Raw genomic sequence first — 13,712 nt, 5'->3', positions numbered from 1 at the left:
CTTAGCTGACCTGACGTTCCTGCCCTTCCCAATAGGGCGCGCGCAATTCGCGGCGCAGGATCTTGCCTGACGGGTTGCGCGGCAGGGCTTCTACAAAATCCACCGTCTTGGGGCATTTGAACCCGGCAATGCGCTCCCTTGCATAGGCGATAATTGCATCTGCATCGACGCCGGAATCGGGCTTAGCAACGCATACCGCCTTGACCGCCTCGCCCCATTTTTCGTCCGGGACGCCGATGACGGCCACATCGGAAATGCCGTCATGGCCGTAGAGCGCGCTTTCCACTTCGGCGGGATAGACGTTCTCGCCGCCGGTGATGATCATGTCCTTGATCCGGTCCTGAATGTAGAGATAGCCGTCTTCGTCCAGAATGCCGGCATCGCCGGTCAGCAGCCAGCCATCTTCGGTCAGCGTCTTGGCGGTTTCTTCCGGACGGTTCCAATATTCGATCATGGTGCAATCGCTGCGGATCGCGACTTCGCCGATTTCGCCTGCGGGCAAGTGCTGACCATCCTCGCCGCGAATGGCGATTTCCACGCTCGGCACCGGCTTGCCCGCGCTGCGCATTTTTTCTTCGCGCCCCGGCTTGTGATCTTCCGGTGCCAGACTGACTACGGTGCCCCAGGTCTCGGTCATTCCGTAAAGCTGGGCGAATTCGCATTTGAGCCGCTCAACGCCCTCCTTCAGCAGATCGAGAGGAATGGGCGAAGCGCCATAGGTGAGGCCTTTGACGGAGGAGAAATCCGCCCCTTCCGCATCGGGATGCGCCAGCATGATCCGCAGCGCCGCAGGCACAAGGAAGATCCACTTGACCTTGTATTTGCGGATATCGGCGATGGTCAGCGCCGGATCGAACTCGGCATGCATGATGAGTTCAACACCCGCCTGCGCGGCATTCATCGACGTACCGATGCCCGCGATATGGCCATAGGGCATGGCGAGAATGGCGGTGTCGCCCGGCTCTGCACAGTACCAGTAAACGTCGTTTTCTTTCAGCGGCTTGCGCAGGTTCATGCCGTTCCAATGGCTCAGCACGACGCCTTTGGGGCGGCCCGTGGTGCCCGATGTGTAGAGCTGCAAGACGGCGTCATTGCGGGCCACCGGTGTGGTCACGGGGTCGGAGCTTTGCGCATCGCGCCATGCGATAAAGTCATCGCCCATCAGTACTTTTTTGCCGGCAAAGGATACGTCCTTGAACGCATCTTCGACGAACAGGACCGGCGCGGTGCTGTCCTCCAGAATCCATGCGACTTCGGCCGGAGCAAGCCGCCAGATCACCGGCACGAACACGAATCCGCCGCGCGCTGCGCCCAGTGTCAGCTCGACCGCCTGATCCGAATTCTTGCCGAGATAAGCGACCCTGTCACCCTTCTTCAGGCCCATCGCGGCAAGACCATTGGCAATCTGGGTGGCGTGCCGGTCATATTCGGCAAACGTCGTCATCCGCTCGCCGAACCGGAGCGCGGGGGCATCCCCCTGCTCGCGTGCATGCACGGCCAGCGCATCGCCAAAGGTGTCGGCAGTTTCGATATCGATCATGGGCATCCTCGAATATGAGACCTGTCACCGCCGCATCACGGGCTGCGTGTGCGAATCGTCCGGCCTCTTGGGCTTCAGCCTGTATCGGTTCCGCTCCGAGGTAAAGCGTGTTGGTGAAAGCGGACGACAAGGCTGGCGCTGCATGTGCATCATCGGTTAAGCGGGCGGGCAGCAATGGCTCAAAATCCCCGCCCCGATCTGAATGCCCGGCTGTCCGAAGAGCCGGGGCTGCCGGTTACCGGCGTGTTGTACAACCCGCGCAGCCATCGCAATCGCGACCATACCCCGCGCGAAGTCGATCATCCCGTGATCCGCGTAGAGCAGCCCCAGCGCCGCCGCGATCTGAAGGACGCGATGCAACGCTTCGTCGACAGCGGGGTGGAGCTCCTTGTCATCAATGGCGGCGACGGGACGGTTCGCGATGCGCTGACCGGCGGGAATATGGTGTTTGGCGACAAGTGGCCGGATCTCGCAGTTCTGCCGCGCGGCAAGACCAATGCGCTGACCATGGATCTGGAGATGCCCGGCGAATGGACCTTGGAAGAGGCCATTCTGGCACACCGCGACGGGCGAAAACTGACGCGGCGTCCGTTGGTTGTGGAACCGCTCGGCGACGTGGAGGACGCGCTTGTCAGGCTGGGCTTCATTCTGGGTGCTGGCGCATTTGTTGCTGCAATCGATAGCGGGCAGGGCGCGCACAAACTCGGGGCGTTCCAGAACCTTGCCGTGGTGACCACGGCGGTGTGGGGCTTCACGCAGGCGCTGTTCGGCACCGCCAGCAATCCGTGGCGGCGGGGGGCTCAAATGGACGTGCGGCTGGGGCAGGATAGCACGCCGCTCGCCCATAGCGGCCATGGCGAACCGGGCCGCCGCAGTGCACTGTTTGCTTCGACCCTCACGCGTTTTCCGGCAGGTCTCGACCCGTTCAGCGAATTGCCCGGGCCGATCCGGATTTTCGCCGTCGATTTGCTGCGACGCCGTCTGGCGCTTGTTTTGCCGCCGTTCCTGAAAGGCTGGCGACCCGATACGCTGGAGGCCATGGGCATTCACCGGCATTCCACCGACCAGCTGGAGCTCGATTTCGGCGACGGGTTCATCCTCGACGGGGAAAGGTTCGATCCGGGGCGTTACCGGGTGACGCCGGGGCCGGAATTGACCTTCGTGGTGCCGTGAGCGGGCCGCTGGAGTCCCGCATTTTGCAAGCCGCGTCGCGGTCTGTGCGCGGCGAAGTGGCGGCATTCGGGCAGGCTTTGGCGGAGGAGGCTGGAGCTAACGCCGTGCTGTTCTACGGCTCCAATCTGCGCACCGGCTCGCTCGACGGCGTGCTCGATTTCTACCTGCTGCATGACGGCCCGCAACGCGAGCGGATCTGGCCGCGCGTCAGCTATCACGAGATGGAACTGGACGGCGAAACCTTGCGCGCAAAGGCCGCGACCATGAGCATCGGCCAGTTCACGTCTGCCGCGCGAGGAGACAGCCGCGACACCACGATCTGGGCGCGGTTCGTCCAGCCGAGTGCGCTGATCTGGGCGGCGGATGAGGCAACCCGCGATGCGGTACTGGCGGCCTTGTCAGATGCCGGCCGCACCGCAGCCCGCGCAGCCGCAGCGCTTGGCCCAGAAAGCGGGGCGGCGGCGGATTTTTGGCGAGCCTTGTTTCAGGCGACCTACACGGCGGAATTCCGGGTGGAGAAAGCGGGCCGCGAGGACTCGATTCTGTCGGTCAATGCCGAGCACTTCGAGGGGCTGCTGCCTGCCGCCTGGGCCGCCGATGGACTGGCGTTTTCTCAGGATGGCGAGACGCTCGCCCCGCGCTTTGCGAAAGGCGAGCGGCAGCGCATTCTGGCGTGGTGGCGCAAGCGCCAGCGGCTGGGCAAGGCGCTCAATCTGCTGCGACTGGCCAAGGCGACCACGACCTTCGAAGGCGCGGCGAGATACGGCGCGTGGAAGGTCGAGCGGCACACTGGCGTCGCGCTGGAAGTGACGCCATTTGCCGAGCGTTACCCGCTACTCGCCGCGCCCGGAGCCCTTTTCAGAGTGCTGCGCGCCAAGCGATCGGCGAAGGCTGAAAGCCCTCAGAAATAACGCATATTGATGCTGATCGAGGTGACGCCATTGCCGACATTAAAGGCGGTCTTCTTGTAGCTTGGCTTGCCGAGATTGAAGATATTGATCGAGGGATTGTTCGACATCGCCCCGCCATCCTCGCGAATCTCGGTCTTGCCATTGCCGTTGACGTCGTGGCGCACCGCAATGCCATAGGTGCCAGCGGCCGGCACAGGCATGCAGAAAGTCATCGTTCCGGCGCGAGCAGGAGCTTCTATACGATTGATCCAGCGCCCTTTTTCGAGCCAATCGGCCTTTGTGCCGCGATAGGATTGCACCCGCACGCGGCCACTCGACGATTTGACGCCGCTGATCGTCACGCGCACGGCAGGACCTGCGCCCGAGGCGCATTTGCCCATATCGTTGGAAATTTTCTGGCGGTATTGCGCGCTCGCCGGAGCAGCGAAGCCGCTGGCAATCAGGGCGGCGCCCAAGACCGCGGCGGCGCTGCGTTTGACCAATGTGTTCATGTTTTAAAATCCTTTGCCGGACGCGGCGCGCCCGTCTGTTATGGCGCCTTGATAGCGGCGGGCCGCTGAATTGCGGGTGAATTGGTACAGAGCCCGCCGGGAGTAGCCGTCGCCCCCGCCAAACACGTATGACCGATGTGGATAAGGAAACGTCCGGTCATTGCTGCCCGATTCGCCCGTCCGCTAGGGGTACCCATCGCTGCGAAAGCCACAAAAACCTTATGCCGCATCCAACGCCGCTCCTCTCTCCCAGCATTCTCTCGGCCGATTTTGCCCGATTGGGCGAGGAAGTGCGTGCAGTCGACGAGGCCGGTGCCGACTGGATCCATGTCGATGTGATGGATGGGCATTATGTCCCGAATATTACGATCGGGCCGATGGTGGTGAAGGCGCTGCGCCCGCATACCGACAAGGTGATGGACGTTCATCTGATGATCAGTCCGGTGGATCCCTATCTGCAGGAATTCGCCGATGCCGGGGCGGATATCATCACCGTTCATCCCGAGGCCGGCCCGCACATCCATCGCACGGTGCAGGCGATCAAGGCGCTGGGCAAGAAAGCGGGCGTTTCGCTCAATCCCGGCACCCCGGTGGAAGTGCTCGATAATCTGATCGACATGATCGATCTGGTTCTGGTGATGAGCGTCAATCCCGGTTTTGGAGGGCAGAGCTTCATCGACAGCCAGCTGGCGAAAATCTCCGCGATCCGCGCGAAAATCGACGCCAGCGGACGGGATATCCATCTGGAGGTGGATGGCGGGGTCAATCCGGAAACCGCGCGGCAATGCGTTGCAGCGGGGGCCGATGTGCTGGTGGCGGGCTCTGCCACGTTCAAAGGCGGCCCCGATCAATATGCAGCCAATATCGCTGCCCTGAAAGGAAACGGCGCATGACCGACCGGCCCGACTCTCTAGAGCGTGAGTCGCTAGCATCCGGCGGCCAGGCGGGCGCAGGCGATGTCCAGTTGGCAATACCTCTGGGTGGTGGCGCGGAGAGCGGCGACGAAGCGCTGGCCAAGGATTCGCTGGTGGTCGAGCAGCAGGCGCCTACAGTGGAGCGCGAAGTCACCGCCCGCGTGCTGGAGCCTTCGCGCGCTCTGGTGCCGAGCGATCTGGCTGCGCCCTCGCTCGGCGCTGCCGACCGTTTCCTGCGCTTTGCCTATCGTATGGGTGTGCCCGGCCATACGCTGGCCTCGCCGCTGAAGCGTCCGGGCAAGCGACGCGGCCTGCTGGCTGTTGTGGAAAGCCCGCTCACCGGCGACCGGGCCAGCGGCGTGGCACTACGGGCAGGGCATTTTCTGGTCCACGGGGTCAAGGCGCCGATCACACAGATGGACTTTGCCTCGTCCTCTGCCCGGCTGACGCCGCCGTTCCAGCGCGTGGTGCACGGATTCTCGTGGATGCGCGATCTGGCCGGTGCTTGTCCGCGCCAGCAGGCCGCTCCGGTGGCCGCGCGCATTGCTCAGGCGTGGCTGAAGGCCAATCCGAAGCCTGGCAAGGCGGCGGCATGGGATGTCGAGCATGTCGGCAATCGCCTGCTCGCCTGGCTGATCCATGCGCCGCTGGTGCTGGACGACAGCAAGCTGCGCGGCCCGATGCTGGACGCAATCGCCGAGACAGCGCGCTGGCTCGACCGCAATGTTGGCAAGGCGCAGGACGGGATCGGCAAGATCACCGGCTGGACCGCGATTGTGGCCGCCGGATTGCTGATCCCCGATGGCCGCGCGCGGCGTCTTTTTGGCGAGGCCGGACTGGCCCGCGCACTGGGCGATTGCATTGCCGAAGATGGCGGCGTTCTGTCGCGCAGCCCTCTGGCGCAGATGGATACGCTGGCGCTGCTGGTGGAGCTGACGGCATGCTACCGCGCGGTGGATGAAGATCCGCCCGAAGCCATCGCCACGATGATGGAGCTGGTTGTGCCGCCGCTGCTCGGCCTGATGCATGGCGAGGCGGGTCTGGGCAATTGGCAGGGCGCCGGAGCGACGTCAGCCGAAAAAGTCGCGGCACTGGTCCGTGCCAGCGGTGTGCGCACGCGGCCGCTGAAAGACGTGCGGCAATGGGGCTATCAGCGGGCAACCGGCGCGAAGACCGTTCTGCAATTCGACGCTGCGCCTCCGCCGTTGCCGCGCCATGCGCGCACCGGCTGCGCCAGCACGCTGGCGTTCGAGATGTCGGACAATGGCCAGCGGATCATCGTCAATTGCGGCGGGGCTGCGCTTGCTGGCGGGATGGTGCCCCACCGCATCGAACAGGGCCTGCGCGCGACGGCGGCGCACTCCACGCTGGTGCTGGATGATGTCAATTCGACGGCCGTCCACATCAAGGGGCAGCTCGGCAGCGGGGTCAACGAAGTCGAAGTCGACCGCCGGATGCTGAAAACCAATCAGGGCGGCGCGACGCGGATCGAGGCCAGCCATGACGGCTACGGCGCGCGCTACGGATTGCATCACCGCCGCATTCTGGTGCTGCGTGACGATGGCAGCGAACTCCGCGGCGAGGATGTGCTGGTTCCGGCAGGCAAGAAGGGCAAACGCGGCAAGATCAGCTTTGCCATCCGCTTCCATATCGGGCGCGGCATTGATCTGCGGCTGAGCGAGGACAAGCGCGGGGCCAGTCTGGGCCTGCCTGACGGGCGGCTATGGCAATTCCGCGTGGCCGGCGATGCAGGCGGCGAGCTGGGTATCGAGGAAAGCATGTGGGTCGATGGCCAGGGCCGCCCCCAGCCCATTGAGCAACTCATACTCCATGGCCTGACTTCACGCAGCGGCGGGAGCTTCTCGTGGCTGTTCAAGCGTATGCCGCAATAAAGCTGCGGCCTGCGGCAGAGTGATTTTCAAACGGGACTGAATTTCTATGGCTGACGTTACGATCCGGCGGGCGCTCCTCTCGGTGTCCGACAAGACCGGTCTGGCCGATCTTGCGGGCAAGCTGGCGAAAGCGGGCGTGGAGCTGATCTCCACCGGCGGCACCGCGAAGATGCTGCGCGATGCGGGTCTGGACGTGCGCGATATCTCCGAGATTACCGATTTTCCCGAGATGATGGATGGCCGGGTCAAGACGCTGCATCCGATGGTCCATGGCGGATTGCTGGCCGTGCGCGATGATGCCGACCACGCTGCGGCGATGGAGGCGCACGGGATCGGTGCAATCGATCTGGTGGTGGTCAATCTCTACCCGTTCGAGGCGACCGTGATGCGGGGCGCGGAGCGGGACGAGATTATCGAGAATATTGATATTGGCGGGCCCAGTATGGTTCGCTCTGCGGCTAAAAATCACCGTTATGTCACGATTGTGACCGATCCTGCCGATTACGGCGCGCTGGGCGAGGAACTGGCGGCTCATGACGGTGCGACCACGATGGATTTTCGCAAGCGCATGGCGGCCAAGGCCTTCGGCGCGACGGCGGCTTACGATTCGATGATCAGCCAGTGGTTTGCCTTCGCCGATCAGGGACAGATGTTCCCCGATATGCTCGCAATCAATGGCCGCGCGCCGACCGAATTGCGCTATGGCGAAAACCCGCACCAGAAGGCGGCGCTTTACACCCCTGTCGGCCCGCACGCGCAGGGCATTGCGCAGGCCGAGCAGGTGCAGGGCAAGGAACTGAGCTACAACAATCTGGCCGATGCGGACGCTGCGCTGGAATTGTGTGCCGAGTTTGGCGGCGGCGATCCCGCTGTGGTGATCGTCAAACACGCCAATCCGTGCGGTGTGGCCCAGGCCCCGACACTGCTGGCCGCCTGGGAAGGCGCTCTTGCTTGCGATAGCGTCTCGGCTTTTGGCGGCATCGTCGCGGTTAACCGGCCCTTGGATGGCCCCACCGCCGAGGCCATTGCCAAGATTTTCACCGAAGTGGTCGTCGCCCCCGGCGCGGACGATGCGGCGCGTGCGGTCTTCGCCAAGAAGAAGAATCTGCGGCTGCTGATCACCGGCGAAATGCCCGATCCTCGCCGGGGGGGATTGGCAATCAAGCCGATCACCGGCGGATTGCTGGTCCAGTCGCGCGATAACGGGGCGATTTCGGAAAGCGATCTGAAAATCGTCACCGAGCGCGAGCCGACGCCACAGGAGCTGAAGGACTGCCTGTTCGCATGGACCGTGGCGCGGCACGTCAAATCCAATGCGATCGTCTACGCCAAGGACGGTGCGACGGCGGGCATCGGTGCAGGCCAAATGAACCGCCGCGATTCCAGCCGTATTGCCGCAATGAAGGCCGCCGAAGCCGCCGAGAAATACGAATGGGACCAGCCGCGCACTGTGGGAAGCGCGGTTGCGTCGGACGCATTCTTCCCCTTCGCCGACGGCCTGCTCGCTGCCGCCGAAGCCGGTGCAACCGCGATCATCCAGCCCGGCGGTTCGATCCGCGACGACGAAGTGATCGCTGCCGCCAACGAGCATGGCCTCGCCATGGTGTTCACCGGAATGCGGCATTTTAGGCATTAGTCTGCTTGGCCCTGCGGGCGCAGGGCATCCGCTCCCTTAGGCTTTCCTCGCTCATGCGACCTGAAGGTCGCGTCGCTGCGGGCGGCCGGTCGGCCTTGCGGGGCCTAGTAGCCCCGGACCATTCTAAGCCAGCAAGTCTGTGGCGGAGAACGGCCCGCGACCAGCGGGCCGCAAGGCCACGCGGCCGCCCCGCAGGTGCTCGACCGAAGGGAGGAACAGCACCGAGGACGCGTGCCCGGATGGGGGCGCGAAAAGAAAAAATGTAACCCAAACACGGTTCACCGCGAATGACTGTTCATCCAGCGTGGCATTCACCTGAATGCAAGCGACCGGACACTACATCCGGTGGCACACGATCAACAGATGCAAACGAAAGATGTCGCCATGGGCCTGTTCCGACCCGACCTTTACCGCAGCTTTGCCATCGGCTTCCTGATCGGAGCCATGCTGGTTGGAGCCCAGATGACCGGCGGTGATCTTGCCGCCATTCCGCAGGCTATCGCCGCGACGGTGCAATAATGCGCCGCGCTGTGTTCCCGCTCCTCGCCGCAGCCGGTCTGGCGCTGAGCGGCTGTCAGGAAACCGCCATCGCGGCGGAGAACCATTTCAAGGCCCCCAAACCCGCCGTCATTGCCGAGGAATCCAGCGGCCTGAAAACCGCGATCTTTGCCGGCGGCTGCTTCTGGGGCGTCGAAGGCGTGTTCAGCCATGTGAAAGGTGTGACCAGCGCCGTGTCCGGCTATCACGGCGGCTCGAAACGGCAGGCGGATTACAAGCTCGTCTCCAACGGCCTCACCAATCATGTCGAGGCGGTGAAAGTCACCTACGACCCCAAAGTCGTGCGCTATGACCAGCTGGTGCGGATCTTCTTTTCGGTCGTTGCCGATCCCACTCTGAAAAACCGTCAGGGCCCGGATCGCGGCCCGCACTACAACGCCGCGCTCATCCCGGTGAATGCCGAGCAACGCAAGGTCGCTGCCAGCTATCTCTCCCAGATGAAGCGGTCGGGCAAATGGTCACGCCCTATCGTCACCGGTATCTCGCCCGCCAAAACATTCTATCCGGCGGAGGGATACCATCAGGATTTCATGGCGAAGAACCCGCGCCATGGATACATTCTGCGCTGGGACAAGCCCAAGGTCCGCGCTCTGGCGCAATATTATCCCGAGCATTACCGTTCCGCTTTTCGCCGGAACTAGACCGGATCACACTGCGAGTGGCGCACCGGACCGAGCATCGCTATATACAGTGCCATGAGCACTACGCACGCATCGGGACATAAGGAACTGGCAGGCGCGGAACTGGCGCAGGCGGCCAAGGCATCGCTTGAATCCAGCGGTGAACGCTGGACCGGTATGCGGGCCGAGGTGTTCGAGGAACTGGCGCGGCACAATCGCCCCGTGTCCGCTTATGATATCGCGGATAATCTCTCTGCCAAACGCGGCAGCCGCGTCGCGCCCAACAGCGTGTACCGGATCCTCGATATCTTCGTCAGCGGCAATCTCGCGAACAGAATCGAGAGCGCCAATGCCTTCCTCGTCAACACCCACCCGGGTTGCCGCCATGATTGCGTTTTCCTGATCTGCGACGATTGCGGCACGGCCAGCCATTTCGACAATGACGCGCTGACCGGCGCTTTGCGGCAGGCGGGCCGGGACAAGGGCTTTTTCGATGTCCGACCGGTGGTGGAGCTGCGCGGCCTGTGCGCCGAATGCGCCTGACAATTTCACCTGTTCTCGTTCATCGACAGGCCGTGTTGTCCGGTGTAAGCACTGCAGCCTATGACTTCACGACCTGACAACACACGGCCCAATACGCCGCTGCTCGACACCGTTGATACTCCCGATGATCTGCGCAAATTGGCTCCGGACCAATTGCGCCAGCTGTCGGATGAATTGCGCGCAGAGATGATCAGCGCGGTCGGCAGTACCGGCGGCCATCTCGGCTCCGGACTGGGTGTGGTCGAGCTCACGACGGCAATCCATTATGTGTTTAACACGCCGGACGACAAACTGATCTTCGATGTTGGTCATCAGGCGTATCCCCACAAGATCCTGACCGGGCGGCGTGACCGTATCCGCACCCTGCGGCAGGGCGGCGGGCTCAGCGGCTTTACCAAGCGCAGCGAGAGCGAATACGACCCGTTCGGCGCGGCGCATTCCAGCACCTCGATCAGCGCGGCACTGGGCTTTGCCGTGGCGAACAAGCTGAACAACGCCCCGGGGCGCGGAATCGCGGTGATCGGCGATGGCGCGATGAGCGCGGGGATGGCCTATGAAGCGATGAACAATGCCGAGCAGGCAGGCAACCGGCTGGTCGTGATCCTGAACGATAACGACATGTCGATCGCGCCGCCGGTCGGCGGGCTCAGCGCCTATCTGGCGCGCATGGTGTCGAGCAGCGAATATCTCGGCCTGCGCAGCATGGCTTCGAAAATGGCCAAGAAACTCTCGCGCCGGGTGCACAAATCGCTCGGCAAAGCGGAGGAACTAACGCGCGGCCTCGTCACGGGCGGCACGCTGTTCGAGGAACTGGGCTTCTATTATGTCGGCCCGATTGACGGGCACAATCTCGATCATCTTGTCCCGGTGCTGGAGAATGTGCGCGACAGCGAGCAGGGCCCCGTCCTGATCCATGTCGTCACGACCAAGGGTAAGGGTTACCAGCCCGCCGAGGACAGCGCCGACAAATATCACGGCGTGCCCAAATTCGATGTGGTGACTGGGGAAAAAGCCAAGGGCAAACCGGGGCCGCCCGCCTACCAGAATGTGTTCGGCGAAACGCTGGCCAAGCTCGCCGAGACGGACAAACGCATCTGCGCGATTACCGCCGCGATGCCGAGCGGGACGGGGGTCGACAAATTCGCCGCTGCTCACCCTGAACGCAGCTTCGATGTCGGCATTGCCGAGCAGCACGGTGTGACTTTCGCCGCCGGACTTGCCGCGCAGGGCATGCGCCCCTTCGCCGCGATTTATTCGACATTCCTGCAGCGCGCCTATGATCAGGTTGTCCACGATGTGGCGATCCAGAATCTGCCGGTGCGCTTTGCCATTGACCGGGCGGGACTGGTCGGCGCGGATGGCGCGACCCATGCGGGCAGCTTCGACATCACCTATCTCGCGACCCTGCCTAACATGGTGGTGATGGCCGCGGCGGACGAGGCGGAGCTGGTCCATATGACCTACACTGCCGCCGAATATGACGATGGCCCGATTGCCCTGCGCTATCCGCGCGGCAACGGCGTGGGCGTGGAATTGCCCGAGGTTCCGCAGAAGCTCGAAATCGGCAAGGGCCGGATCGTGCGCGAAGGTACCAAGGTCGCGCTGCTGTCTCTCGGCACGCGTCTCGCCGAAAGCCTTAAGGCCGCCGATCAGCTGGAGGCCAAGGGCCTCTCGGCAACGGTCGCCGATCTACGCTTTGCCAAGCCGCTCGATACCGATCTGATCGAGAAGCTGATGCGCAGCCATGAAGTCGTGGTGACGGTGGAGGAAGGCGCCATCGGCGGCCTCGGCGCCCATGTGCTCACCCACGCCTCGGACGAGGGTCTGACCGATACGGGCCTCAAAATCCGCACGCTCCGCTTGCCCGACACCTTCATCGATCACGACGATCCGATGAAACAATATGACGAAGCCGGCCTCAACGCGCCCCATATCGTGGACACCGTGCTGACCGCGCTGCGGCATAACTCGGCAGGCGTGGAAGAGGCGCGGGCTTAATGCAGATAGAAGATTTGGCTACTCTGCTTAGCGAGCGCGTTGCCAACGCCGCCACAGGAGAGCGGGTAACTCAAATCCATCTGTTTGGGATCGAATATGCCGAAGAAATTGGAGACGCCGCGACGCGCGTCGTCCAAGCATCGGATATCGATGACTCATATGCCACTGAAGTTCGGAAAGGTATGAGGTTAGCCAAGTACGTCAGGTTGGCCTAACCCAGCCACCGCCACGCGCCGGCCGCGATGCCGCCTGCGGGCATATGCGCATAGGAAATCGCCAGCCAGATTAGCGCTCCGCCGATCCATGGCACCACCCCGATGGCGCCCACTTGCGACAGGCGGGGCGCATAGCTCGTTTGCGCTTCCCAGTTTGCCCAGGCCTCACCCATCTGCGCGCGCTTCTTGGCGTCTTGCATTTTCGCCCCGACCAGCGCGAGGAAACCGATCGCTCCCATCGTTATCAGCGTGCGCGGCGTCGGCGCGGCGACGAGGTGGGCCAGCGCCCACAGCGCAAAGCCCCACATCATCGGATGGCGCGTGACGCGCAGCGCGCCTTGGGGCTGCCCCGCTGCCTGCTCGGCCGCGATGGGCGTGGGGAGAGCAGGATTGGGCCGGACGACGGACCCTACAAACAGCACCGAACCCAGGAATGTCAGCACACTCGCGGCGATCCACACGCCGTCGCCGAACCCGCCCCACAGCGGCGCACCGCCATCGGTGGCGGTGAAAGCCAGATAGACCCACGCGAGAGTTGCCGCAGCCACGAGATTATAGACAATCTGGAAGCCGCCATCGCCGATGCCCCTCACAATGGTAGCGCGCAGCGGATGCGACAGCGCGAAATGCGTTCCGACAAAAGCCACATTGGCCGCGACAAGGTTTAGCAGTACCTGCTCCAAGGTTCCTCTCCCATCAGAGGAAACTAGGTAGCATAATAAAACTTATTGTCCAGCCTGCCCCTCGATGCCGATCAGCTGGACCTTGAAAAGCAGGGTCGCACCGCCGGGTATCGGGCCTCTGCCGACCGGCCCGTAGGCCAGCGTCGCGGGGGCGGCGAGTTCGATGGTGTCGCCTATACCCATTTCGGGGATGGCCATTTGCCATGCCGGTATCAGCCGCCCGAGCGGGAAGGTCGCAGGCTGTCCCCGGTCGAAGGAGCTGTCGAACGTCTCGCCATCGATGAAGGTACCCGCATAGTGGACTGTGACCGTGTCTTCGACAGAGGGTTTAGCGCCTGTTCCGTCGCCTTCGATGCGGCGCCACAGGAGGCCGCCGTCCAGGGCGCGCCATTCGCCCGAGGCAGCCCGTGTCGCCAGCGCCGTCTGCTGCGCGCTGTGCCATTCCATCGACATTTGCGGGCGTTCGGGCGTTTGGGCGAACGTCACTGCGCCCACGGCCAGCGCCGCAGCGCCAAGGGCAATAAAAGTTGTTCTCATC

General features: G+C 63.4%; 14 protein-coding genes. 10 read left to right on the top strand and 4 right to left on the bottom strand.

Annotated features, from left to right (window positions below; translation table 11 throughout):
• Position 1: 1 nt before the first annotated feature.
• Positions 2–1,540 carry a long-chain-fatty-acid--CoA ligase gene (locus tag ACFCW2_RS04950; RefSeq protein ID WP_379548520.1) on the bottom strand — a complete coding sequence of 513 codons (1,539 nt, stop codon included), beginning with the start codon at positions 1,538–1,540 and terminating at the stop codon, positions 2–4.
• A gap of 174 nt (positions 1,541–1,714) precedes the next feature.
• Here ACFCW2_RS04950 and ACFCW2_RS04945 point away from each other — a divergent pair, with 174 nt between their 5' ends.
• Positions 1,715–2,713 carry a diacylglycerol/lipid kinase family protein gene (locus ACFCW2_RS04945; protein WP_379548519.1) on the top strand — a complete coding sequence of 333 codons (999 nt, stop codon included), beginning with the start codon at positions 1,715–1,717 and terminating at the stop codon, positions 2,711–2,713.
• On the top strand, positions 2,710–3,624 hold the full coding sequence (locus ACFCW2_RS04940) for a hypothetical protein (protein WP_379548518.1): 915 nt from the start codon (positions 2,710–2,712) through the stop codon (positions 3,622–3,624). Before ACFCW2_RS04945 ends, ACFCW2_RS04940 begins: the two co-directional genes overlap by 4 nt.
• Here ACFCW2_RS04940 and ACFCW2_RS04935 read toward each other — a convergent pair.
• A complete protein-coding gene (locus ACFCW2_RS04935) occupies positions 3,615–4,115 on the bottom strand; it encodes a DUF2141 domain-containing protein (RefSeq protein ID WP_379548517.1) in 501 nt (166 codons plus the stop codon). The two genes, ACFCW2_RS04940 and ACFCW2_RS04935, sit on opposite strands and share 10 nt — an antisense overlap.
• 221 nt (positions 4,116–4,336) lie before the next feature.
• Between ACFCW2_RS04935 and rpe the strand changes: the two genes are divergently transcribed.
• From rpe to ACFCW2_RS13750, 8 genes are all read left to right on the top strand, one after another.
• Positions 4,337–5,008: a ribulose-phosphate 3-epimerase gene (gene rpe / locus ACFCW2_RS04930; RefSeq protein ID WP_379548516.1), complete on the top strand. Its 672-nt coding sequence runs from the start codon at positions 4,337–4,339 to the stop codon at positions 5,006–5,008.
• The gene (locus tag ACFCW2_RS04925; RefSeq protein ID WP_379548515.1) at positions 5,005–6,921 is read left to right on the top strand and encodes a heparinase II/III family protein; all 1,917 of its coding nucleotides are present in this window, start codon (positions 5,005–5,007) and stop codon (positions 6,919–6,921) included. The genes rpe and ACFCW2_RS04925 overlap by 4 nt, the downstream gene beginning before the upstream one ends.
• Positions 6,922–6,967: 46 nt before the next feature.
• Positions 6,968–8,557 carry a bifunctional phosphoribosylaminoimidazolecarboxamide formyltransferase/IMP cyclohydrolase gene (gene purH / locus ACFCW2_RS04920; RefSeq protein WP_379548514.1) on the top strand — a complete coding sequence of 530 codons (1,590 nt, stop codon included), beginning with the start codon at positions 6,968–6,970 and terminating at the stop codon, positions 8,555–8,557.
• A gap of 363 nt (positions 8,558–8,920) precedes the next feature.
• Entirely contained in the window at positions 8,921–9,076 is a 156-nt protein-coding gene (locus tag ACFCW2_RS04915) for a hypothetical protein (RefSeq protein ID WP_379548513.1), read from the top strand.
• Positions 9,076–9,756, top strand: coding sequence for a peptide-methionine (S)-S-oxide reductase MsrA (msrA, locus tag ACFCW2_RS04910; RefSeq protein WP_379548512.1), 681 nt, complete (start codon positions 9,076–9,078; stop codon positions 9,754–9,756). Before ACFCW2_RS04915 ends, msrA begins: the two co-directional genes overlap by 1 nt.
• Before the next feature lie 54 nt (positions 9,757–9,810).
• Positions 9,811–10,278, top strand: coding sequence for a Fur family transcriptional regulator (locus tag ACFCW2_RS04905; RefSeq protein WP_379548511.1), 468 nt, complete (start codon positions 9,811–9,813; stop codon positions 10,276–10,278).
• A 60-nt stretch (positions 10,279–10,338) separates the two neighbouring features.
• Positions 10,339–12,276: a 1-deoxy-D-xylulose-5-phosphate synthase gene (gene dxs / locus ACFCW2_RS04900; protein ID WP_379548510.1), complete on the top strand. Its 1,938-nt coding sequence runs from the start codon at positions 10,339–10,341 to the stop codon at positions 12,274–12,276.
• On the top strand, positions 12,276–12,491 hold the full coding sequence (locus ACFCW2_RS13750) for an HTH-like domain-containing protein (RefSeq protein ID WP_425589490.1): 216 nt from the start codon (positions 12,276–12,278) through the stop codon (positions 12,489–12,491). Before dxs ends, ACFCW2_RS13750 begins: the two co-directional genes overlap by 1 nt.
• On the opposite strand, the gene ACFCW2_RS04895 is transcribed toward ACFCW2_RS13750, so the two are convergent.
• Together ACFCW2_RS04895 and ACFCW2_RS04890 are read right to left on the bottom strand one after the other, a co-directional pair.
• On the bottom strand, positions 12,488–13,174 hold the full coding sequence (locus ACFCW2_RS04895) for an NnrU family protein (RefSeq protein ID WP_379548509.1): 687 nt from the start codon (positions 13,172–13,174) through the stop codon (positions 12,488–12,490). The two genes, ACFCW2_RS13750 and ACFCW2_RS04895, sit on opposite strands and share 4 nt — an antisense overlap.
• A 42-nt stretch (positions 13,175–13,216) precedes the next feature.
• Positions 13,217–13,711 (bottom strand): FKBP-type peptidyl-prolyl cis-trans isomerase, encoded by a 495-nt coding sequence (locus ACFCW2_RS04890; protein WP_379548508.1) that lies wholly within the window; start codon positions 13,709–13,711, stop codon positions 13,217–13,219.
• Position 13,712: the final 1 nt, after the last annotated feature.

Origin of the sequence: Qipengyuania algicola (assembly GCF_042492175.1) — a bacterium.
Lineage (GTDB): Bacteria > Pseudomonadota > Alphaproteobacteria > Sphingomonadales > Sphingomonadaceae > CAJXSN01.
Note: the sequence above shows the minus strand (reverse complement) of the source record. Positions and strands in the feature narration are given on the sequence as shown.